Here is a 22,704-nt window from a genome sequence, read left to right on the forward strand (position 1 = left end):
TCTCACGACAAGTTTTAAGCGCGGACAGTGACCTTCTCGTTGGCCGCGATTTCCTCCAAGCGGTCCGCCGAGCACAATCCGGACACGATGACGGCCGAGCCACCCGCAGCCAGTGGCTCTAACACAGCACGTTGGAAGGAGGCGGTGTCGCTCCACCCTGGAGACAGCACGCGCTCAGCGCCCAACTCGGTGGGGAAAAGCTCCGGGAGCGGAGTGGTGGAACCATAAAAGTGATCGCCATAAAAGCGCACCGTGGGGCCGAAGTCGATGGTGCCGAGAGGCAACTCGCCGCCGCTTTCGACAACGCCGCGGCCAAAAGGATCCTGTGTGACCAGCACCGTATCGACCAGTGGGGTAGAAGCCGAGCCGGCGGTGGCCTCGAGGTAGGCCTCCGGGGAGGTGAAAACTACGGCGACATCATCGGCGTGTGGTTCTGGGGCAGCCGCACCATCCGTAATGTCGAAGGGGATGCCCGCGGCTAGTGCCCCAAGCGAAATGACCGCGGCCTGCCACGACACCGGAAGGTCGATGAGGATGCGAGAATCGGTGCCAGGCTCAAGGTCGAGCTCTTCCAGCAGCATGTTGGCAATCTTGGAGGTCCAGTTCTCCAGCGTTTGCGCCGAGAAGTCCATGCGGGTGCCGTCAGCTTCGTTGTAGACGCTGAGACGGGGAGCGGAGGCATCGGCGGACAAGAGATGCTGAAGGAGTTCCATGTCCGCCCATCGTAGGTGGCGGGCGCTCAGCCCGCCACGACGCTCTTAATTCACGCAGCGCGGGCCGTCGCCGCCGGCGTCGATTTCCGGTGCCACCTCGGCGGTACCGAAGTCATCGCCCGGGGTACCCACCTGCTGGGTGTCGCCGCCTTCGCTCGTCTCGGCGGTAGCCTCCTCTTCCTGCGCGGAGTCATCCTTCGGGCCGGAGTAGTCATCGGTAGCCACCACGATGAAGGTATCCGGCTCGAGCTCCTCGTTGGCCGTGACCGGCAGGCCGCCGAGCTGCTCAGCCAAGGCCTGGGCGCGCTCATCGTTGGCATCCGCGGCCACAATCTGGGACTCGGTATACAGGCCCGACTGCGCATTGGCGGTGCGCTCAACGGTGTAGCCCACGTTCTTCAACCACGCGCCGATTCCGCCGGCCATGCCGTCGACGGTGCCTGCATTCAGGACGTGGAGGTTGAGGTCCTCGGCCACGGGCTTTTCGCCGTCTTCACCTTCCTGGTCGGCTGGGGCATCCTCAGACTTCTTTTCTTCCTCAGCCTTCTCTTGGGATTTGGCCAGATCATCCATGAAGCGGTGGACCTCCGCAGTATCGATGGTCACCACCGATTCGCCATAGTCACCCACGCCGGTAATGGAGGTCACCGGGATCGTCGTAAAGGTCACGTTGCCGCCGGCCAAACCGGCCAGCTGGGTGACGAATCCCATGATGTCCCAGCCATCATCGATGACCACGGAGCGCTCCACGGCATCGGCGATCTTGTTGAGCTTGCCGGGGGAGGTTAAGGTGCCCGAATCCAGCACCTTCGAGGTCAGGGATGCCATGTAGGCCTGCTGGCGCACGATGCGGTCGAGGTCGCCGCGCGGCAGGTCATAGCGCTGGCGCACGAAGGACAAGCCCTCGGAGCCCTTGAGGGTCTGGCGCCCCTTCGGGAACTTTGCACCGGACATCGGATCATCCACGTCATTGTTGAGGCAGACGTCGACGCCCCCGACGGCGTCGGTAAGCAGCACGAAGCCCAAGAGCCCCACCTCAGCGTAGTGATCAACGCTGACATCCGTGAGCGTGCGCACCATCGAGATGAGACCAGCACGGCCGGCCTCCGTGCTCTCCTTCTCCATCTCCTTCTCCGTGTGAGGAGGATTCTTACCTGCTGCCTCAGCTTCAGCGTTCTCCTGCTGGAGCTCCTCCATCTTGGCGGACTTGTGGAGCGCGAAGACGGCATTGATCTTGGTGTTTCCGAACTCGCTGTCGTGGACATAGGTATCGCGCGGGATGGACACCGCAGTCGCGCGCGAGCCATCGTTCGGAATACGGATCACCATGATGGTGTCCGTGTTTTCCTCTCCTTCGTCCACGCCGGCATGCAGATCTGCCAGCTCCTGTTCGGAAAGCGGATTCCCCTTGGCGTCGGTGCGGGAGTCCTTGCCCACGAGCAAGATGTCGACCGCGCCATCGAGACTGCTGTCCTTGAAACCGCCCTGGTTGCCCAGCGCCAGGTTCGATGCAGAGGAGATGTCATTTCCCAGCTTGCCCACGGTGAAGTAACCCACGCCGGAAACCACGAGGACGACGGCGGACAAGAAAGCGACGATGGCTTTCACCGGCGTCGATCCTCGTTGGGCGGTGGGCGCGGACTGCGAGGGCGCGGCCTGGATATGGCGGGCGGCGCGCGGGGAGTTCGGGGAAGTCACGGGACTAGTTTAGGTGAGCTCGCTGCAAAAACGTGAAGCAGTGTCGCGGGCGCGTGCGCGCGTTGGCGTTGGGTACGCTCAGATTCATCGTGAAGAATTTACAGAAACCCCTGGCCGTGGTCACCGTGACCTTTTCTCCCGGCCGTTACCTCAGCGACTTCTTGGCATCGCTGCGCTTGGCGACGTCCCGCCCTACCCTCACCATCCTTGCCGACAACGGCTCGACCGACGGGGTGCCGGAAGCCGCCGCGCGGGAACACGTGGACGTGGAATTCCTCGATACCGGCGGCAACATCGGCTACGGCGCGGGGATGAACGCCGGCGCGCGCTTTGTGCGTGCGCGTGGGGTCGATGACGAATTTTTCCTCATCGCCAACCCGGACGTGACCTTTAGCGAAGGTTCCCTGGATGAGCTGATCGCGTGCGCGCGCCGCCACCCGGATGCCGCGGCGGTGGGGCCGCGCATCGTGGAGCCGGATGGCAGTAACTATCCTTCGGCGCGCGCAGTGCCCACGTTGCTCACGGGAATTGGCCATGCGCTGTTCGGAACGATCTGGCCCTCCAACCCGTGGTCGCGCGCCTACCGCGATGACGCCGACATGGACAGCGAGCGCCCCGCCGGCTGGTTATCCGGCTCCTGTCTGTTGGTGCGCTGGGAGGCTTTTGAACAGATTGGCGGCTTTGATGAGCGCTACTTCATGTATTTGGAGGATGTGGACTTAGGTGACCGCTTCGTCCGCGCCGGCTGGCGCAATATCTTCTGCCCTACGGCGGTGATTACCCACGCCAAAGGCCATTCGACGCAGGCGCACCGCGGCGCAATGCTGCGCGCGCACCATGATTCGGCCTATCGCTTCCAGGCGGACAGGCACCCGCACTGGTACCAAGCGCCCCTGCGCGTGGCCTTGTGGCTGGGGCTGCGAGTACGTGGGCTGGTATTAAGCGCGTGCCGCGACGGCTCCTGAGCTAGGTGCGCCTATACACTAACGGTGGCTTATCTGAAAAGAGATTAAGGAACGATATGACTGAATCAGCGCCCCGGTGGGGATCGACGGCCGATGCCGTCATTCTGGTGGGAGGTCGCGGCACTCGCCTGCGCCCGCTGACGATTGGCACACCGAAGCCGATGCTGTCCACGGCCAACTACCCATTCCTTCAGCACCTCCTTGCCCGCATCAAGGAAGCGGGGATTGAGCACGTGGTGCTCTCCACCTCGTATAAGGCGGAGGTTTTTGAGGAGTACTTCGGGGACGGCTCAGATCTGGGTCTGGAGATCGAGTACGTCGTGGAGGAAACCGCGCTGGGTACGGGCGGCGGTATCCGCAATGTCTACGACAAGCTGCGCCAGGATACGGTCATGGTGTTCAACGGTGACGTTTTGTCCGGTATGGACCTCAACGGCATCCTCGATACTCACCACTCGAAGGATGCCGACGTGACGATGCACCTGCTCAACGTTGCCGATCCCCGCGCGTTTGGCTGCGTCCCGACGGATTCCAACGGGCGGGTGACCGCTTTCTTGGAGAAGACCGAGGATCCGCCGACGAACCAGATTAACGCTGGCTGCTACGTGTTTAAGAAGGATGTTATTGCGACCATCCCGGAGGGCCGTGTGGTTTCCGTGGAGCGCGAGACCTTCCCGCAGCTGCTGGAGTCCGGCCGCCTAGTGGTTGGGCACGTGGACAACTCCTATTGGCGCGACATGGGCCGCCCGGATGATTTCGTCCGCGGTTCTTCCGATCTGGTGCGCGGCATTGCGCATTCACCGTTGCTGGTGGGCCGCACGGGCGAGTCCGTGGTGGATGAGTCCGCGGGTATTGCCGGTGGCGTGCTGTTGCTGTCGGGTACGGCTGTGGGCCGCGGGTCTGTCATTGGGGCGGGTTCGCGTTTGGACGGCACGGTGGTCTTTGACGGCGTGACCATTGAACCGGGTGCCATCATTAATAACTCCATCATTGCCTCGGGCGCGCACATCGGTGCCAACGCGCATATCGATGGCTGCGTTATTGGTGAAGGTGCCACCATTGGCGCGCGTTGCGAACTGCAGGGCGGCATGCGCGTCTTCCCGGGCGTGAGCATTCCGGACGCTGGCGTGCGTTTCAGCTCCGACGCCTAAGCGCTGCGCCGTAAAAGGAGGACAAGGCACCGAGGAGGAAGGAACCTTCTCGGTGCTTTCCGTATCTTTTGGGCGTGACGCATGGTTTTCATGGTGCGAATGAGATCCATGTGTTTTGCCCAATTGGGTGGCGACACGCCGAAGTAACCTTAGAATTGTTCACAGGGTTGGGGGTGGCCACTACATGTAGTACCCCCGATGATTGCCCCCTAGATAGGTAATCTGTGACGGATGTGAAAGTTGAGGATGCTGTACAGCGTTTTCGCTGGAGCCGCCGAAAAATCTCCCGCGACAGGTTGACGATATTTAGTGATTCGGTGTGAAATGACATCAGTGTAATCAACGGCACGGCGGGCACGGCACCGAAAAATCTTTTCGGTGTAGGGTCGGTGCCATCGAATCAAGAGAGAAACGACCTCGGAGAAAGGAAGCGGCGTGGACAATACAACGAATAACAGCGCTATTCTCCGTGGCGGTGCTGCTGCAGAGATGTCGCTCGATGAACTCTTTGGTGCCGTCGAGCAGGAGTGGCAAGACCAGGCGCTGTGCGCCCAGACGGATCCAGAAGCATTCTTCCCGGAGAAGGGAGGATCTACCCGCGAGGCCAAGCGCATCTGCCAGGCCTGCGCGGTGCGTGATGAATGCCTCGAGTATGCCTTGGAGCATGACGAGCGCTTCGGTATCTGGGGCGGGCTTTCGGACCGTGAGCGTCGCCGCCTCAAGCGTGAGATTGGTTAGAGCTCAAAGCAGCTACTAACCAACATCAGTACTCCCCCTCACTGCCTAGTCCTATGTCATTTGGCTCGGGTCTCGGCGGTGAGGGGGAGTAGTGGTTTTAGGGCAGGGGCGCTCTGCACCCCTAGCCTTTACCAAGTAAAACGCGGATCGATATCACCGGGATCGACGTTGAGGTAATTGGCCACCAGAGCGGTTAGCACCGTGGACAGTAGCTCTTCACGCTCCTGCGCGGAGTGCACGCGCTCCTCCACGGGCATGCGGAAAATGACGAGTCGGGCGCGCGTGGGTTGGCCTTCGGAATCCACGCCCGCCGGGACGATGCGCCCGAGCGGAACGGGGCCATCGGCGATGATTTCATCCGGCAACACAGTCATATCAACTGAGAGGCGCATGCGGGGCACGGTATCAACGGCGAGATCGAGTCCGGTGAGCTGCTCGGCAAAGGCATTGTGAATGGGGGCGTAGGCCTCGAGCGCGGCCATGTCGAAGCGCTCGGCGCTGCTGCGGTAGCGCGGCGTATTCTGCGGCAACAGCGGCCCGCGGGCACCACGGCCATGGCGGTGGCGGGCCGGGCGAATATGCGGGCGGGGCGTGGTCATGCGGCTTAGTCTAAGCCGCATCGAGGCGGGCTCGTGGCGAGACGCGCCGCGCTGAACTATCTAAATCTCAAGTTAGGGTTTAGACTTGGGCTCGTGAATAGCTCTCGCCATTGCTCCCGCCCCGGCTGCGGCCGTCCCGCCGTGGCGACGTTGACCTACGCCTACGCGCAGCAAACCGCCGTCGTGGGCCCACTCTCCGAAGAAACCGATCCCCATGCCTGGGATCTGTGCGAAAAGCACAGCGCACGAATTACCGCCCCGCAAGGATGGGAAATGGTGCGCGTTGACCGTATCGAGCTCGATGAGGACGATGACCTTACAGCTCTCGCCGAGGCGGTCCGGGAGGCCGGGCGCGTGACCACTGGCCTGGTGGATGATTCCACTGCTGGTTCCGGCGCCGATCCCATTGACTATTCCGCTACTTTCGACGGCGCGGATCCGCGGAATTCGAACCACCCCGTGTTCCGAACCCGCCGCGTCCACGATGCCCGCCAGCGCCGCCGCGCTCACCTGACGGTGGTTCCGGACGCCGACTAGTTCGTCGCACGCGGATTACCGCGACTGACGGGGGTATGCTTGTGGGCTATGCGAACTCGTGAACAGCTCAATGCAGTGATCAAGGCCTATGACGTCCGTGGTGTTGTGGGTGAGGACATCGACGAAACCCTCGTGCGCGATACTGGCGCGGCCTACGCCGCCATCCTCCGCGGGGAAGGGGAGACCACCGTGGCAGTGGGCCACGACATGCGTCCGTCCTCCCCGCAGCTGGCAGCCGCCTTTGCTGAGGGCGCTGCCGCGCAGGGCCTTGATGTTATCCAGCTCGGCCTCACGTCCACCGATGAGCTGTACTTTGCCGCCGGCCACCTCAATTGCGCGGGCGCTATGTTCACCGCCTCCCACAACCCGGCTAAGTACAACGGCATCAAGCTCTGCCGCGCGGGCGCTGTTCCGGTGGGGCAGGAGACGGGGCTGGAGCAGATCAAGGACATGCTGATCGACGGCACCCCGGCCTTCGACGGTGAGCCGGGCACCGTCACTGAGCGTGAGGTTCTTCCGGACTACGCGGCATTCCTTCGCGGCCTGGTGCCGCTGGAGAACTCCCGCCCATTGGTCGTGGCTGTCGACGCCGCGAATGGCATGGGTGGCCACACCGTCCCGGCGGTTTTTGAGGGCCTGCCTTTCGACGTTCGGGATCTCTACTTTGAGCTCGACGGCACCTTCCCCAACCACGAGGCTAACCCGCTGGATCCGAAGAACCTGGTGGACCTGCAGAAGTTCACCGTCGAACAGAAGGCGGATATCGGCCTTGCTTTCGACGGCGATGCGGATCGCTGCTTCGTGGTGGATGAGAAGGGTCAGCCGGTCTCGCCTTCTGCTATTTGTGCGCTGGTGGCGGAGCGCTACCTGGACAAGTTCCCTGGTGCCACCGTCATCCATAACCTGATTACGTCCAAGACCGTTCCGGAGCTCATCGCGGAGAAGGGCGGCAAGGCCGTGCGTACCCGCGTGGGCCACTCCTTCATCAAGGCCCAGATGGCCAAGGAGAAGGCGGTCTTTGGCGGCGAGCACTCCGCGCACTACTACTTCCAGGAGTTCTGGAACGCGGATTCCGGCATGCTCGCTGCCATGCACGTGCTGGCTGCTCTGGGCGAGCAGGACAAGCCGCTGAGCGAGCTCATGGCGCAGTACTCGCGTTACGAGGCCTCGGGTGAAATCAACTCCACCGTGGATGACCAGAAGGCTACGACGCAGCGCGTGCTCGATGAGTTGGCGGACAAGATTGAGTCCGTCGACGAGCTCGATGGCGTGACCGTACAGCTCAAGGGCACCGATGCCTGGTTCAACGTTCGCGCCTCCAACACCGAGCCGCTGCTGCGCCTCAACGTTGAGGCCAAGACCGCTGACGAGGTGCAGGCCATCGTCGACGAGGTCCTCGGTATCATCCGCGCCTAGCGTGTGAAGGCACGTGCCTTCACACGAAGGCCTTGAGACTTGAGACGAAAACTGCCCTATCTGACGATTTTCCCCGCGTTTATCGCGGCGAGAGAGATAACTTCGTCAGATAGGGCAGTTTTGGTTTTAGTTGGGCTGGGGTAGGCCAAAGCATAGGCGGCTCAGCCGAAGAGAGCGGCCGAGCCATGCTGGCCGGTCTAGTCGCGAGAGTGGGTGACCATCTCTTCCCACTCGACGAACTTCTTGCGCTCGCGGCCCTCTGCCTCACCCAGTGCGCGCTCGGCGGCGTCCAGCTTCTTCCAGCCCTCCCAGGTCAGGTGCTCCAGACCCTTGGACTTGAAGAGTTCCACGATGTCCTCCTCGCGGGAGTGGGAGAGGTTGTCTGCTTCGGCGTCGGCAAGCAGCATGCCGATGGTCTCCGTGGCATCGGACTTGGTGTTGCCGATGAGCCCCACCGGGCCGCGCTTGATCCAGCCGGTGGTGTAGAGGCCCGGCACGACGTCACCGTCGAGGTCGATGACATGGCCGCCGTCATTGTTGATGACGTTCTTCTGCTTATTGAAGGGAACGCCCTCGATGGCATCGGAGCGGTAACCCACGGCCAGGTAGACGGCCTGGGCCGGCCACTCGGTGAACTTGCCGGTGCCGGTGACGGAGCCGTCACCGTTGAGGGCGGTGCGCTCGGTCTTTACTGCCGTTACCTTGCCGTTCTCACCGATGAACTCGACAGGCTGCTCGAAGAGGTGGATCTGCAGGGTGTGCGGAGCTTCCTTGGGCTCACGGATGGCGTAGCCCTCCAAGGTCTGGCAGACCAGGTCGCAGGACTTGGCCTCTTCGCGGGCCTTGAGGGAGGCCTCGTCGTAGTCGATGTCCTCCGGGTCCACCACCACGTTGATGGTGGGGGAGTGGTCGAGCTCCTTGAGCTCCAGCGGGGTGAACTTAGCCTGTGCCGGACCGCGGCGGCCGAAGACGCGCACGGTGGTGGCCTGATTCTTGGCCAGGGACTCGTAGACGTTATCGGGGATCTCGGTGGCTTCCTTAAGCTCATCGCCGGTCTTGGCCAGGATGCGGGCCACGTCGAGGCCCACGTTGCCCACGCCGATCACGGCGACGTCGGTGGCGGACAAGTCCCAGGAGCGCTCGAAGCGCGGGTTTCCGTCGTAGAAACCGACGAACTCGCCGGCGCCGTGGACGCCCTCGAGATCGGAGCCCGGGATCTGCATGCCCCGGTCACCAACGGCGCCGGTGGCGAAGACGACGGCGTCGTAGTATTCCTCAAGCTCGGAGACGGTGACATCGCGGCCCACAGTGATATTGGACAGAAGACGGATCTGTTCGGTGTCGAGCACTCGGTGCAGGGAGTTAATGATTCCCTTAATGCGCGGGTGGTCCGGAGCCACGCCGTAGCGGATGAGCCCGAAGGGGGCTGGCATCTGCTCGATGAGATCGATCTGAACGTTGCCGCCGGTCTTCTTCACCAGGATGTCGGAGGCGTAGATGCCGGCTGGGCCGGCGCCGATGACGGCTACTTTCAGGGGCTGCTGGGTCATGATGGCCTTTCGGAATGTTGTAGTAACTAACGAAAGCTTAGGTCTAAACAAGCGTGGGTTTCATTGAACCGGCTTGTCTGCTGTAGGGCAACTGGGCCTAATTACATTCGGAGAACATTGTGGCATAAACCCAGCGTGCTTTGCATATTCGGGAGAAAATAAAAAAGACTGCTTTGTCTGTTTTAGCTAGACCGGTAGGTTTTCAGTATCCGACGAAAGGCAGCAGATTATGACCACCGCCACACAGCGAAAGCCACGCGCGAAGAAACCGGAAGGCCAGTGGAAGATTGACGGCACCGCGCCGCTTAACGCTGACGAGGAGATCAAGCAGGCCGACGATGCCTTGGCCGTGCGCCAGCGCGTCATTGATATCTACTCAAAGCAGGGATTCTCCTCTATTCCCGCGGAGGACCTTGCCCCGCGCTTTAAGTGGTTGGGCCTGTACACCCAGCGCAACCAGAACCTGGGCGGTGAGATGACGTCCAAGCTCACCAACGCCGAGCTGCAGGATGAGTACTTCATGATGCGCGTGCGCTTCGACGGTGGACGCGCGGATCCTGCCAAGCTGCGCGCGGTGGGAGAGATTTCCCGCGATTATGCCCGTTCCACCGCGGACTTTACAGACCGGCAGAACATCCAGTTGCATTGGATTGAGATCGAAAACGTTCCCACCATCTGGGAGAAGCTACGCTCCGTCGGCTTGGATACTCTGTTGGGCTGCGGCGACGTGCCCCGCGTCATCCTCGGCTCACCGGTAGCGGGCGTGGCGGCCGACGAAATCATCGATGCCACCCCGGCCATCGAGGAGATCAAGAACAACTACCTCCCGCGCGCGGAGTTCCACAACCTTCCGCGCAAGTTTAAGACCGCCATTTCCGGCAACTCCCGGCAGGATGTCACGCACGAAATCCAGGACATCGCTTTTGTTGGCACCGATCACCCTGAGTACGGGCCCGGATTCGATTGCTTCGTGGGCGGGGGCCTGTCCACCAACCCGATGCTTTCGCAATCCCTCGGCGCATGGATTCCGCTTGAGCGCGTCCCGGAGGTATGGGCCGGTGTCGCGCGCATCTTCCGCGACTATGGCTTCCGCCGCAACCGCAACCGCGCGCGCCTGAAGTTCCTGGTGGCGCAGTGGGGGATCGAGAAGTTCCGCAGGGTACTGGAGGAGGAGTATCTGGACGCGCCGCTTCTCGACGGCCTCCCGCTCCCCATCGCCCCCGGCAACCGCGACCACCTCGGCGTGCACCGCCAGCAGGACGGAAAGTTCTACGTGGGCGTCAAGCCCACCGTCGGGCATGCCACTGGCGAGCAACTCATTGCCATCGCTGACGTGGCTGAGAAGTTCGGCATCAGCCGCATCCGCACCACCCCAATGAAGGAGCTTCTCTTCCTCGATGTCGAGGAAGCGGACATTCCCGCCCTGTCCCGCGCCTTGGATGAGACCGGCCTGTACTCCCAGCCCTCGGAATTCCGCCGCGGCGTCATCTCCTGCACCGGCCTGGAATTTTGTAAGCTCGCCCACGTGACCACCAAGGCCCGCGCCATCGAGCTCGTCGACATCTTGGAAGATACCCTCGGTGACCTCGACGTGCCGCTGTCCATCGCCCTCAACGGCTGCCCCAATGCCTGTGCCCGCTCGCAGGTATCGGACATCGGGCTGAAAGGACAGATCGTGACTGATGCCGATGGCAACCGCGTCGAGGGTTTCCAGGTCCACCTAGGTGGTGCCCTCGGCCTATCCCCGGACTGGGGACGCAAGCTACGCGGGCACAAGGTGGTGGCCGATGAAGTCCCCGACTACGTCATCCGTCTAGTCAACAAATATAAGGAGCAGCGCGAGGACGGCGAGCAGTTCCGCCACTGGGTGCTGCGTGCGGACGAGGAGGACTTGCAATGAATTTCCGCCGCAAGCCCAACCCCAACCGCAACCATCCCGCCTACTGCCCCTATTGCGCTGGGACCAACCTGTTCCCCGATGAAGAAGATGACTTCGCCTGGAAGTGCGAAGAATGCCTCCGCATCTTTTCCGTACGCTTCCACGGCCAAGACGATGCCCCGGTAGCGCCCGCGCTGGCGGTGTCCTCAACGGAGGCTTTGCAGCGCTCCCTCGCTCGCCGCGGCCACTCCACCGCCACCGCCTAGGAAAAGGACACCGCCCAGTCATGACAGCCCCGAATTCCACCACCGCACTGCTGACCCTCTCGCACGGCTCGCGCCATCCCGCGGCCGCAGCGAGCGTGGCGGCCCTGACCCGCGCTGCCGGCGAGCTTGCCGGTGCGCCAGCCACCGCCGCGCACCTCGAGTTCAACGATCCTCCCCTCGAAGAGGCCGCGCACAACCTTGCTGAACAAGGCGTGCGCGAGGCGATTGTTGTGCCCTTGCTTTTTACAGAGGGCTACCACCAGCGCGTCGACGTCCCCGCTGCACTGGCCCAGGCCTCCGCGGCCTCCGGAGTCACCCTCCGCCAAGCACGCGGCCTCGGCACCGGGGAGGATATGGCAAGGCTGCTCGCGCAGCAGGTGCCGGAAGGAACGGATACCGTCGTGGTGTACTCCGTCGGTTCCTCCGATGAGCGTGCTAATGCTGCGGTAGCTGATCTGGCGCGGCGCGTGGGCGAGCTCACCGGCTGCGCGGCGGAGGTCTCTTTTGCTACGCGCGGCGAGCGCCGGCCCGTGGGGCCGGAGGGGAATCAGGAAGTCGTCGTGCCGCTCTTCGTGAGCCCAGGACTGCTCCTAGACCGACTCGACACGGATTCCGGGGATGGCGGCGGCCAGTCTAGGTGTGTGCTCCCGCCCCTGGGGGAGGCGCTCGCCGGAATTGTGTCGCACCGCTATGCGGAGGTGGCCCATGCGTAGCCTCATCCTCATCGCGCTGGCGGGTGCTGCCGCGCAGCTTGTCGACGGCGGCATCGGAATGGGCTTTGGCGTAACCTCTACCACCATCCTGTTGCTGGCTGGTCTGGGCCCAGCAACGGCCTCCGCCGTGGTACACACCTCGGAGCTCGGCACCACCTTGGTCTCCGGAATTAGCCACTGGCGCTTCGGAAACGTGCATTGGCCCACGGTGCTCAAGCTCGGTGTGCCGGGAGGACTATCTGCCTTCGTCGGGGCGGCGGTTCTGTCCAACCTCTCACTGGAAGCAGCCGCGCCCGTAACCTCCGCCATCCTCATCGCCTTGGGCATCAACCTGGTCTGGCGCTTTTCGCGAACGCGCAGCGCCGCACCGCGAGAATCCCGGCCGCATTCGACTCCTTTCCTCGCCGGCCTCGGAGTGCTGGGAGGCTTCGTCGACGCCTCGGGTGGCGGCGGATGGGGGCCGATTTCCACCTCGACACTGTTGGCGGTCGGCCGCGAACAACCGCGGCGCATTGTCGGCACCGTCAACACCGCAGAATTCCTTGTTACCTTTGGCGCGACGGCAGGCTTCATCGTTGGCCTCTGGGAAGAAATCGTGGCCAACGCTGCCGCGGTCGTGGCCCTGCTTATCGGCGGGGCGATCACTGCGCCGGTTGCGGCGTGGCTCATTTCCCGCATCAATCCCACACTCCTCGGTGGATTCGTCGGAACTGCCATCGTGGCGCTCAACATCCCCAAAGCTTTGGGGTGGGCCCTGCAGCACCCGCAGACCCTCATCGTGCAGTTCATCGCGCTCGTTCTGGGCGTGGCGGTGACTGTGTGGGGAAACGCCCGCCGTGCGCGCCGCGCTGGCGGCAAGGAAAACGAGCACAGCGGTGCCAGCACCGCGCCCCAGCGGGGCGGCAGCCGTGTTGTCGAAACCACGGAGCCGACCGGACGCGATGGCTTTCCTGCCGGCACTCCTGCGGAGGATTCAGAACCCGTCGGCGTGAGCTCGCCGCGATCATAGAAACCTGCCGTATAGGCGTTGACTAGAGCCCAGCAACCTCGCCGATAACGATGACCGCTGGTGGAGCCACCGAGTTCTCCTCCATGGTTGCGCCTAGCTCGGCGAGCTCGCAGTGGAAGGCCCGCTCACTGTCGAGGGAGCCCTCCTGGATGATGCGCACGGGAGTGTGGGGGGAAAGGGAGGCGTCGATCAGCGCGGTGGCAATGGCCTCCGCATTCTTCACTCCCATGATGACCGAAAGCGTGGCCCCAGACCGTGCTAGTGCTGCCCAATCAACCAAGGACTTGGGATGGCCTGGCGGCAGGTGCCCGGAGACCACAGTAAAGGCATGGACGACGCCGCGGTGAGTCACCGGCGTTCCCGCCAGCGCGGGGACGGCCACCGCCGAGGTCACTCCGGGGATGACCTCCACCGGGAGACCCGCGGCGGTAAGGGCGGTGAGCTCTTCGAAGCCGCGACCAAATACATAAGGATCGCCGCCCTTCAGACGCACCACGCGGCGGCCTGCCTGGGCGTGCTCGATGAGAATCTCGTTGATGCGCTCCTGGGCCACTTGGGCGCGGTAGGGGATCTTGGAGACGTCGATAAGCTCCTTGGCGTCAACATCGCACAGCTTGTCCAGCTGGGCGGTGGGTCCGAGGTGATCGGCCACGATGACCTCGGCTTCCTGCAGTGCCCGCATGCCACGCACGGTGATGAGATCCCACGCGCCAGGGCCGCCGCCGACAAGGACTACCGGATGAATGCTCATGGCCACTCATCCTAGCTATGCTCGGGCCTATGACTTCCTATGACCCCGAATCCGTGAGCTTCTTTGACATCGCCCACGAAGGTGCGCAAGCTCGCGTGGTGGCCGCCGCCGTACCGGAGCTGGCTCGAGTGCTGGGTGGGCTGCGCCCGCGCAGTATCGTCGTCCTTGCCGCGGACCAGGTTTCCCGCGCCGCTGCCCACGTCGCCGTGGGCCTAGCCGAGCCCGCTGAGGTTCCCATCATGGTCAGCGAATCGCTGCCGCTCTTTGTCGGTGCCCTCGACGTCGTGGTGGTGGCGGGGGATAGCCCATGGGCAGAGCGCGCGCTGCACGACGCCGCGCGCCGAGGGGCGACGACGATTCTGCTGAATGAGATCGAGGATGCTCCCGAGGACACCGTCGTCATCGACACCCTTCCCACGGCCGAAGGGATTTCACCGGTGCGCGCCATCACGGCAGTGCATGCGGTGAGCGCGGTGTTAAGCGAAGACCCGGTGTTGGTCTCCCGCCGGCTGGAGGACGTTGCCGATGCCGTGGACCGCGAGCTGGAAGCGCTGTCACCGCAGCGCGATTCCACGACGAACCCCGGGCGCGCGTTGCGTGAATTTGTGGAAGGCGGCCGAATCATCCACAGCTGTGGACCCGATCCCTATGCGTTCTCGGAGGAGCGCACGCGGGTGCACCTCGACGCTCTCGTTGCCCGCATGGCGGGCGCGCTGTGGGCAGTCCATGGGCTAGGAGGGACCGTCGTCGACGCGGAAGGCTTAGGGCCGATTCTGCAGACAAATCCGACGGACATCTTCTATGACCCGTTTGAAGCGGAAGAGCCTTTGGTACCCTTGAAAGTTGTTTTATGGGGACAGGAAGAGGCGAACCTTCCCCACTCGTTCGCAGCGGCGAGCGCCGATACCTCCTGTGGGGAATTGGCCCGCGCGCTGCAGTTGATTACGCGCAGTTATGCCGCGACCGCCTACGACGTGAAATAGAGGAAGTCAATGAAGTTGCTCACCAGTGCTGCCCGCAATTATTCGTGGGGCTCGCGCACGCTGATTCCGACGCTGCTCGGCGAGCCGGAGGCTCAAAGCCCGGTTGCTGAGCTGTGGTTTGGTGCGCACCCGGCGGATCCCTCAACGATTGAGGGAGAAAAGCTGGATGAGATCATCGCGGCGGATCCGCAAGGACAGCTGGGGCAGCGGGTGGCTGACAAGTATGGCGCCGGCCTTCCCTTCTTGCTGAAGATTCTGGCAGCTGCAGAGCCGCTGTCGCTGCAGGCGCACCCTTCGAAGCAGCAGGCCGAGGAAGGTTTCGCCCGCGAGAACGCGGCAGGAATCGACCTCACGGCGTCAAACCGCAACTACAAGGATGACAACCACAAGCCGGAGCTCATCGTGGCGCTCACGGAGTTCTACGCCATGGCGGGTTTCCGCCCGCTAGCGCAGACCCGCAGCCTCTTTGCGGCCTTGGAATGCGAAGAGCTGGCTCACTACGAGGGCATGCTCGACACCGATCCTGCTGCTGAAGGCGATAGCCTCCGCGCGCTGTTTACCACGTGGATTACGATCCCGGGTGCCAAGCGCAAGGAGCTGATCGGCGCGGTGGTAGCGGCGGGCGAGCGCCTGCGCAGCAACCAGGCGGGCGAGCCGTGGATGGCCACCGTGATGGCAACCGTGGCCAAGCTCAACGAGCAATATCCGGGGGATATCGGCGTGTTGGGCGCGTTGCTGCTCAATCACATCGTCCTGCAGCCGGGGGAGGCGATTTACCTTGACGCTGGGCAGCTGCATGCCTATGTCTCTGGCCTGGGTGTAGAGATCATGGCTAACTCCGATAACGTGCTGCGCGGTGGCCTGACCCCGAAGTTTGTTGACGTCCCCGAGCTGGTTAAAGTCCTCACCTACCAGGCGGCTGAAGATCCGCGCGTGGACCTGAAAGACGCAGCCGACACAGGAAGCGTAAGGGGTGCAAAGGCATGGTCCTACCCGGTGCCGATTGAGGAGTTTCTGTTGGACCGCATCGAGCTTTCTGGTGAGGAGAGCGTCGAAGTCGACAGCGATGGCCCCATGATTGTGCTGTGCACCTCCGGCTCGGTGGCACTGAGCAATGCCGAAGCAGAAAACGTCAGCCTTGGCGCGGGTCACGCGGCGTGGATTCCCGCTAGCGACCCGGCCGCCATCGTTCGTTCCACCGGTGGCGAAGACGCCGAGGTGTTTATCGCCCGCGTTTAGTCGGCGGCCGTTTAGTTAACGGCGCGGGTATTAGGCGGACTGCGTCAATGCTGATGCGGCGGTAGTTTCGCCGTTGTCGGCTAAATGAGCAGCGGTGGGGGTCGCTGCGGAAGGCTCTTCCGCCGCGGGAGCATCATCCGTCGGCGCGGCGGGAGTCGGGGCGGCCTCGTTGGTGCGGTAAGCCGCGGATTCGCGCTCCACTGCTTCCACTACATCGGCGCCTTGTACCTCGCCGCCCTGTGGAGCGGCATCGATAGGCTCGCCCTGTTGCGCTTTCGGCTCCGCATCAGGCGCGGGCGCGTTCTGAGTGAACCCGGCGGGGTGCGGGATGAAGGAGCCAAGCGGTTCAGGAACTCCAGTGTTCTGCGAGGGCGTAGGTTCCTTGGGTTGCGGCTGCTCAGCGGGCTGGTTGCCGTCCTGGTCCTCCACTGGGCCCTCTTGCGGTACGGCGGTCTGAGATTCCGGCGTGGCCGACGGCTGAGTGGGCTCGGAGCTTTGCTGAGGAGTACCCGGAATCGGTGTTTCGGAGGCCGGAGTAGAGCCGTCCGTTGGCGGCACGGCAGGGGCCGTGCTGACCGGCGCCTGCGGGTACGGATTGTTCGGAGTTGCCTGCGGCTGCTGGTTCTGCAGTGAGGAAACATTGTCCGGGCGGTAGACGGCCGTGGGGCCAACCGGCTCCGTGCGATTCACCACGGCATTCGGCGCCAGGTAGGGATCCTCTGCCGGCGCGGCGACATTAGTTTTCGATTGCTTCGGTTGCGTGGATGTCGGGGCAGCCGTGGTGGTATAGGAATGCGTTGTCGAGGGAGCGGAAGATGCGGTGCTCGACACGGCGGTGGCAGCGGAGGGCTTCGACACGACGGATTCGGGCGCGCTCATGCGCCACACTGCGACGCCTACGGCGACGGCACAGAGGAGGCCGGCCGCGACAAAGACCAAGATGCGGCGTGAACTGCTCGTCATGCGGGGCGCTCTCCTTCCTGCACAAAAGCCTGCGTAAATGTCACAAGTCGGTAACAACGATAACACGAATCCGGAGATAGTAAATGGCCTGGGCAAAATTCCCCGTTTAGGCGTGGCATAGGGCAGTGGGCGAAATGCAGCATATGGAGGAGGACAGGAGGAGAGGCAGTCGGAAGACGGCACGGAGCGATGTGACCGTAATAAAACCGCGCTCTTGACCGAAGCCTTGCATGAGGGCATCTAAAGAATGGTAGAAATTGGATTAGATACCGGCTGCGCGGAGCGCCCGCCCGCGAAGCTGCACCGGCCCACCGTGGATACACGAACGCGGATAAAAACACAGACCCCTAATTCACTTAAGGATGAAGGAGAAAGCAATGAGCTCATGGGATGAGGACATCTTCGCCGACGAGGTCAACGTCGACTTCCTGGATGAACTGGCAGACCTTGAGGATGAAGAAATCGTTGCCGCGGTAGATGATGCCTGCGCGCTTGCGGTCTCGGGCGAAGAACAGACCGAGGAGGAGCAGCGTAACGCCTTGGCGGCGGCCACGATAGCCGCGATCTGGGCAGGCGCCCCGTTCAGCGCCGGAGAAGTCGTCGAAGACTATCCCTTCATCCGGGATCTCGCCGGATCCGGCAGCGAAAACCTCAACGAACATGCCCTGGAGTTGCTCGAAGAGGTCGAGGAAGACTACGACCTCGAGCCCTTCATCGAGGCCTTGTCCTAACGGCAGCACTAGGTACACGCTAGATATAACAGCATGCTGATCAGTATTGAAGGAATCGATGGCGCGGGTAAAAACACCATTACCCAGCGCCTGCGGGAAGAACTAGCCTGCGATGTCGAAGTCTTGAGCTTTCCCCGCTACGAAGAGTCCATCCATGCGCAGCTCGCGCAGGAGGCCCTGTATGGGCGTATGGGGGATCTGACCGATTCGGTCTATGGAATGGCTACGCTCTTTGCGCTGGATCGGCACGGAGCCAAAGAGCAGCTCCTTGCCGCCGCTGAGTCCACGGATAGCCTGCTCATCTTGGATCGCTATGTGGCGTCCAACGCTGCGTATTCCGCCGCGCGGGTCGGCGGTGAGCTCATCGTCGATTGGATCTATGAGCTCGAGTTTGAACGCTTCGGCCTGCCGGTGCCGCAGCTGCAGATCTTTTTGGATACCGACGTCGCCCTTGCCGGTCAGCGTGCCGTGGCCCGTGCAGCAGAGGATGAAGGGCGCAACCGCGACCGCTATGAGCGCGATGCCGCGTTGCAGTCTCGCACGGCGGCCGCCTACCGTCGCTTAGCAGAGCAGCAGTGGGCAGGGCGGTGGATCGCCACCGCGGATGCCGATATGATTATCCAAGCTGTCAAGGAGCTTGTAGGAGAACAATAAAGTGGCACCGAAAATCTTGGTCGTGGATGATGACCCGGCAATCGCCGAAATGCTCACCATCGTGCTCGAGGCAGAAGGGCTGGAGCCTATTGCCGTTAACGATGGAAATGAGGCGATCCCGGCCTTCCGCGAGCATGACCCGGATCTGATCCTGTTGGATCTCATGCTTCCGGGCATGAATGGCGTGGATATTTGCCGCGCCATTCGTACTGAGTCCTCGGTGCCCATCGTCATGCTGACGGCGAAGACAGACACCGTTGATGTGGTTCTCGGCCTCGAATCGGGTGCGGATGATTACATCACCAAGCCCTTCAAGCCGAAGGAGCTCATCGCCCGTATCCGCGCGCGCCTGCGTCGAATCGATGGGGGCACGGGAGAAATTATTGAGGTGGGGGACCTGCTTATCGACGTCCCCGAGCACACCGTTACCCGCAAGGGCGGCGAGGAAATCTCGCTGACTCCGCTGGAGTTCGACCTTCTTCTGGAGATGGCGCGCAAGCCCGGCCAGGTGCATACTCGCGAGGCGCTGCTTGAATCTGTCTGGGGTTACCGCCACGCATCCGATACGCGCCTTGTCAACGTGCACGTCCAGCGCCTGCGCGCGAAGATTGAGCACGACCCCGAGGATCCGCGTATCGTCCTCACCGTGCGCGGCGTGGGGTACAAGACTGGAAAAACCGCCGAGTAAAGGACTGCCGCTATTTTTGGTTGGTTAAGGCGAGTCCGGGATGGCGTCGTCGAGCGCTGGCGCACCTCCCTGCAGACACGTGTCCTGGGCATGATGTTGGTGGCCTCCACGGTGGTCATGATCATCCTGGCCTACGCGCTGGTGTCGGTGCTGACGCAGCAGCTGGTGAGCCAGAAGGAGGACACGGCGCTTCAGGAGCTTGATCGCGCCCGCGTGGCCGTGGAACAGCAGATCGATGCCACCGGTACGGCAAACTCAACGCAGGTGCGCATCAATTCTGCACGCGCCGCCTTGGGCCAATTATCGGCGCAACAACCCGACGCCCAGGCCGTGTATGAACCGGTCATCGTCGTGGAGAATTCCGACGGCACGGCCACAACGTCCCCGGAGGGCTACCGCATCCCCGGCGGGATGCGCGAGCTCGTTGGCCGGGGCCAAGTCGTGCAGCAATACGCCACGGTGGACCAGCAATCGGGAGCAACCTATAACGCGCTGATGGTGGGCACGCCCATTGAAAGCGACATTCCGAATACCCAGGTCTACCTCGTGTTGTCCATGGAATCTGAGGAATCCACGATGGCTCTCATGCGTGGTTTGCTCTCGGCTGCCGGAGTGGTGGTGGTTGTCCTCCTCGTCGGCATCGCCTGGCTGGCAACCCAGCAGGTGATCGTCCCGATTCGCTCCGCCTCGCGCATTGCGCAGCGCTTTGCTGCCGGCCACCTGCGTGAGCGCATGGTGGTCAACTCAGACGATGAAATGGGCCGCCTCGCCTCCTCCTTTAACGACATGGCAGATAAGCTGTCTAAGCAGATCACCCAACTGGAGGAGTATGGCGATCTCCAGCGGCAGTTCACTTCCGACGTGTCCCACGAGCTGCGCACGCCATTGACAACGGTGCGCATGGCGGCGGATGTCATCGCGGAAGATGCGGATGAATTCAACCCTTACACCAAGCGCTCGGCGGAGCTGCTCATCAAGGAGCTGGATCGCTTCGAGGACTTGCTCGCGGACCTGTTGGAGATCTCTCGCCACGATGCCGGCGTGGCTGACCTCTCCACGGCTTCCATCGACATTCGCTCCTGCGTGGACTCCGCGCTGAGCCAAGTGGAGCACCTCGCCTCGGAGCTCGGAGTGGAGGTCGTCCTTCATTTGCCGGAGGAACCCGTCGCCGTGGAATGCGATTCGCGTCGCGTCGAGCGCATCCTGCGCAACCTGCTTGCGAACGCCATCGACCACTCTGAGGGCAATCCCGTCATCGTGGACGTCGGCGCGACTGAGGATGCCGTCGGCATCGCCGTCACCGACTCCGGTGTGGGGCTCAAGGAAGGCCAAGAAGAGCTGGTGTTCAACCGCTTCTGGCGCGCGGATTCTTCGCGCAAGCGCCATTCTGGTGGAACCGGCTTGGGCCTTGCCATCGCTCGCGAGGATGCCGTGCTCCATGGGGGCACGCTCGACGCCATCGGCTACTACGGCGTTGGTTCGCGCTTCCGATTGATCCTTCCACGCACTCCGGGGCAGCAGGTGGAGTCCGAGCCCATTGCTCTGGAAGTGCCGGGGGCACCGAAGCCCATAGAAGCAGAGGAACAATTCGCTCTTGAGCTGAGCGCTGATCCGGAGGCTCCTGCGGTTAAAGCAGAAACGGACAACGGGATTGTGTGGCCCTCCGAGCGTGAGGCCCGCGCTGTGGAGCCGCCTTTTAACCAAGACAGCGTGTCCGACTTCGAGGAGGAGGCTCAGCGATGATTCCAGCCCGCCGCCCGCTCGCAGTACTCAGTTGCGTCGCACTCACCGCTCTCGTTGGTTGTTCGACGTTGCCGCATAACACCGATCCGCAGGTGATTAGTACCTTCGAACCGCATGACCGGGCCGACGATGCCGTCGTCGAGCCGCGCGCCGATAGCGAACCTGATTTGCTTGTCCGTGACTTTTATTCGGCCGTGGCGATTCCCACCGGAAACTACGCTGCCGCACGCACCTTCCTTTCCTCTGAGATAGCCAATTCTTGGGATCCTACTGACACCGTTCTCGTGGTGGATTCCATCGATCTGGTGACCTCGAACATGGAGGACGGTGCCCTGGAGTATTCGGTGCGTGGCAATATCATCGGCCGTCTGGCCAACGGCGGGGCCTATGTCCCCGATAACTCGCGTCTTGAGGCGACCGTTCGGCTGCGCCAATTCAATGGGCAATGGCGCATTACGGATCTGCCTACCGGTGCCGTGATTGAGCGCACCGAATTGCGCAATCGCTATCGCCCGCAGTCGCTGTACTTTTTCGATACGACTCAACGCCTGCTTGTGGCGGATCGTCGCTGGCTTTATTCGGGAAAGGATTCGATTGCCTCGGAGCTGGTCACGCTTTTGCTGCAGGGGCCATCTTCCGATATCGCGCCGGCAACCTCCAGCCTGATCCCCAAGGACGCCACCTTCTTGGGAATCAATGATGGAGTCTATGAGTTCAGCGGCATGGCCTCGATGACTCAGGAGGAGCGCCTTAAGTTCGCCGCCCAGCTGGTGTGGACCCTCAACAACGCCGAGATCACGAACTCCGTCCGAGCCACCATCGATGGCAGCCCGCTTGTGGATGGCATGGAGGAGATGACCATTGATGATTTCGCGGAGTTTAACCCCGAGGTAGCCGCCCAATCGGTGCCCAAGCTCTATGCAGTCAACGATGGTTCGCTGCTTGAGGTTAAGGGTGAAGGCAGCGCCGAGGTGCCGGGCATGGCCGGACAGATTCATGACATTCAGTCCGCCGATATCTCCGATGAGGGGATGGTGGCCGCCGTGCGCAAGCGCTCCGAGAAGGAGTCGCAGCTAACGATGGGCGAGCTGGGCCACGAGCTCGAGAATTCGATCAAGGGCGAGACTTTGGCCCGCCCCACTTTTGAGGTGGGCGGCCAGGTGGCGTGGACCGTCGTCGACGGCAAACACGTGGTCCGCGTGACGCGTTCTCCGGCCACCGGAGAGCTGAGCACCGCCGAGGTTGACACCTCCGCGTTGGAGAACGTGGAGGGAGAGATTTCGGTCATCCGTCTGTCACTCACGGGAGCGCGCATCGCCATGATTATCGACGGCAGCGTGTACACCGGCGTGGTTGCCCGCGCGACGTCGGGAGAGCGCCGCATAGTCAACGTCCACCAAGTAGGCCCGGAGCTGACCGGTTCGGCGCTGTCGGTGGAGTGGCAGACGGACGGCTCCCTGCTCGTGGGTACCTCCGCCTCGAACTCTCCGGTGTGGCGCATCGAGCAAGATGGTTCTTCGGCAACAACACTGCCTACCGGAAACATTACCGCGCCCGTGGTGGCGGTGGCGTCCTCACCGTCGACGCACTACGTCACCGATGCGCACGCCCTGTTGCAGCTTCCTGCGGGCGGGTCCGAGCGCTCCTATTGGCGTGAGGTCGAAGGTCTGCAGGGCGTGCGCTCCTCACCCATCATCGCGCGCTAGAGTCGCGCTAGA

General features: G+C 62.7%; 22 protein-coding genes. 16 read left to right on the top strand and 6 right to left on the bottom strand.

The window, feature by feature from the left end:
* Positions 1-14: 14 nt before the first annotated feature.
* Complete coding sequence (locus R3O64_RS03305; protein ID WP_193634525.1) at positions 15-713, bottom strand: TIGR03089 family protein; 699 nt, start codon at positions 711-713, stop codon at positions 15-17.
* Between the two features lie 45 nt (positions 714-758).
* Positions 759-2,411 carry an LCP family protein gene (locus R3O64_RS03310; RefSeq protein ID WP_339017294.1) on the bottom strand — a complete coding sequence of 551 codons (1,653 nt, stop codon included), beginning with the start codon at positions 2,409-2,411 and terminating at the stop codon, positions 759-761.
* Between the two features lie 89 nt (positions 2,412-2,500).
* On the opposite strand from R3O64_RS03310, the gene R3O64_RS03315 reads away from it, so the two are divergent.
* The 3 genes from R3O64_RS03315 (at position 2,501) to R3O64_RS03325 (ending at position 5,265) form a co-directional block, all read left to right on the top strand.
* Positions 2,501-3,376, top strand: coding sequence for a glycosyltransferase family 2 protein (locus R3O64_RS03315; RefSeq protein ID WP_070522600.1), 876 nt, complete (start codon positions 2,501-2,503; stop codon positions 3,374-3,376).
* A 56-nt stretch (positions 3,377-3,432) separates the two neighbouring features.
* Positions 3,433-4,527 carry an NDP-sugar synthase gene (locus R3O64_RS03320; protein ID WP_339017295.1) on the top strand — a complete coding sequence of 365 codons (1,095 nt, stop codon included), beginning with the start codon at positions 3,433-3,435 and terminating at the stop codon, positions 4,525-4,527.
* Between the two features lie 489 nt (positions 4,528-5,016).
* Positions 5,017-5,265, top strand: a complete 249-nt coding sequence (locus tag R3O64_RS03325) for a WhiB family transcriptional regulator (protein WP_005528147.1) — start codon at positions 5,017-5,019, stop codon at positions 5,263-5,265.
* A gap of 128 nt (positions 5,266-5,393) precedes the next feature.
* Here the strand turns inward: R3O64_RS03325 and R3O64_RS03330 are convergent, their stop codons facing one another.
* Positions 5,394-5,864 carry a metallopeptidase family protein gene (locus R3O64_RS03330; RefSeq protein ID WP_070522522.1) on the bottom strand — a complete coding sequence of 157 codons (471 nt, stop codon included), beginning with the start codon at positions 5,862-5,864 and terminating at the stop codon, positions 5,394-5,396.
* Between the two features lie 93 nt (positions 5,865-5,957).
* On the opposite strand from R3O64_RS03330, the gene R3O64_RS03335 reads away from it, so the two are divergent.
* Positions 5,958-6,401: a DUF3499 domain-containing protein gene (locus tag R3O64_RS03335; protein ID WP_083299235.1), complete on the top strand. Its 444-nt coding sequence runs from the start codon at positions 5,958-5,960 to the stop codon at positions 6,399-6,401.
* A gap of 48 nt (positions 6,402-6,449) precedes the next feature.
* Complete coding sequence (locus R3O64_RS03340) at positions 6,450-7,817, top strand: phosphomannomutase/phosphoglucomutase (protein WP_070530873.1); 1,368 nt, start codon at positions 6,450-6,452, stop codon at positions 7,815-7,817.
* Between the two features lie 197 nt (positions 7,818-8,014).
* Here the strand turns inward: R3O64_RS03340 and R3O64_RS03345 are convergent, their stop codons facing one another.
* Positions 8,015-9,367, bottom strand: coding sequence for an FAD-dependent oxidoreductase (locus R3O64_RS03345; protein ID WP_339017297.1), 1,353 nt, complete (start codon positions 9,365-9,367; stop codon positions 8,015-8,017).
* Between the two features lie 229 nt (positions 9,368-9,596).
* Between R3O64_RS03345 and R3O64_RS03350 the strand changes: the two genes are divergently transcribed.
* The 4 genes from R3O64_RS03350 to R3O64_RS03365 are packed head-to-tail and all read left to right on the top strand — an operon-like array spanning position 9,597 to position 13,234.
* Entirely contained in the window at positions 9,597-11,267 is a 1,671-nt protein-coding gene (locus R3O64_RS03350) for a nitrite/sulfite reductase (protein ID WP_339017298.1), read from the top strand.
* Positions 11,264-11,512 (top strand): hypothetical protein, encoded by a 249-nt coding sequence (locus R3O64_RS03355; protein WP_070530860.1) that lies wholly within the window; start codon positions 11,264-11,266, stop codon positions 11,510-11,512. Before R3O64_RS03350 ends, R3O64_RS03355 begins: the two co-directional genes overlap by 4 nt.
* 20 nt (positions 11,513-11,532) lie before the next feature.
* Entirely contained in the window at positions 11,533-12,225 is a 693-nt protein-coding gene (locus tag R3O64_RS03360) for a sirohydrochlorin chelatase (protein ID WP_070564874.1), read from the top strand.
* Positions 12,218-13,234 carry a sulfite exporter TauE/SafE family protein gene (locus tag R3O64_RS03365; RefSeq protein WP_339017299.1) on the top strand — a complete coding sequence of 339 codons (1,017 nt, stop codon included), beginning with the start codon at positions 12,218-12,220 and terminating at the stop codon, positions 13,232-13,234. Before R3O64_RS03360 ends, R3O64_RS03365 begins: the two co-directional genes overlap by 8 nt.
* Positions 13,235-13,256: 22 nt before the next feature.
* Here R3O64_RS03365 and cobA read toward each other — a convergent pair whose 3' ends face one another.
* Positions 13,257-13,985, bottom strand: a complete 729-nt coding sequence (cobA, locus tag R3O64_RS03370; RefSeq protein WP_339017300.1) for a uroporphyrinogen-III C-methyltransferase — start codon at positions 13,983-13,985, stop codon at positions 13,257-13,259.
* Positions 13,986-14,014: 29 nt separating this feature from the next.
* Here cobA and R3O64_RS03375 point away from each other — a divergent pair, with 29 nt between their 5' ends.
* Positions 14,015-14,968: an exopolyphosphatase gene (locus tag R3O64_RS03375; protein WP_339017301.1), complete on the top strand. Its 954-nt coding sequence runs from the start codon at positions 14,015-14,017 to the stop codon at positions 14,966-14,968.
* Positions 14,969-14,977: 9 nt separating this feature from the next.
* A complete protein-coding gene (manA, locus tag R3O64_RS03380) occupies positions 14,978-16,207 on the top strand; it encodes a mannose-6-phosphate isomerase, class I (protein ID WP_339017302.1) in 1,230 nt (409 codons plus the stop codon).
* A gap of 30 nt (positions 16,208-16,237) precedes the next feature.
* On the opposite strand, the gene R3O64_RS03385 is transcribed toward manA, so the two are convergent.
* The gene (locus tag R3O64_RS03385) at positions 16,238-17,170 is read right to left on the bottom strand and encodes a DNA-directed RNA polymerase II (RefSeq protein WP_070564893.1); all 933 of its coding nucleotides are present in this window, start codon (positions 17,168-17,170) and stop codon (positions 16,238-16,240) included.
* Positions 17,171-17,547: 377 nt separating this feature from the next.
* On the opposite strand from R3O64_RS03385, the gene R3O64_RS03390 reads away from it, so the two are divergent.
* From R3O64_RS03390 to lpqB, 5 genes are all read left to right on the top strand, one after another.
* Positions 17,548-17,901, top strand: a complete 354-nt coding sequence (locus R3O64_RS03390; protein WP_070522555.1) for a DUF4259 domain-containing protein — start codon at positions 17,548-17,550, stop codon at positions 17,899-17,901.
* Positions 17,902-17,934: 33 nt separating this feature from the next.
* The gene (locus tag R3O64_RS03395) at positions 17,935-18,555 is read left to right on the top strand and encodes a dTMP kinase (RefSeq protein ID WP_070530849.1); all 621 of its coding nucleotides are present in this window, start codon (positions 17,935-17,937) and stop codon (positions 18,553-18,555) included.
* A 1-nt stretch (position 18,556) separates the two neighbouring features.
* Positions 18,557-19,243, top strand: a complete 687-nt coding sequence (gene mtrA / locus R3O64_RS03400) for an MtrAB system response regulator MtrA (RefSeq protein ID WP_070522560.1) — start codon at positions 18,557-18,559, stop codon at positions 19,241-19,243.
* Positions 19,244-19,333: 90 nt separating this feature from the next.
* Positions 19,334-20,986, top strand: a complete 1,653-nt coding sequence (mtrB, locus tag R3O64_RS03405) for an MtrAB system histidine kinase MtrB (protein WP_070530846.1) — start codon at positions 19,334-19,336, stop codon at positions 20,984-20,986.
* Positions 20,983-22,692, top strand: coding sequence for an MtrAB system accessory lipoprotein LpqB (gene lpqB, locus R3O64_RS03410; protein WP_070522565.1), 1,710 nt, complete (start codon positions 20,983-20,985; stop codon positions 22,690-22,692). Before mtrB ends, lpqB begins: the two co-directional genes overlap by 4 nt.
* The last annotated feature ends 12 nt before the right edge of the window (positions 22,693-22,704 follow it).

Origin of the sequence: Corynebacterium hesseae, from assembly GCF_037850265.1 — a bacterium.
Lineage (GTDB): Bacteria > Actinomycetota > Actinomycetes > Mycobacteriales > Mycobacteriaceae > Corynebacterium > Corynebacterium hesseae.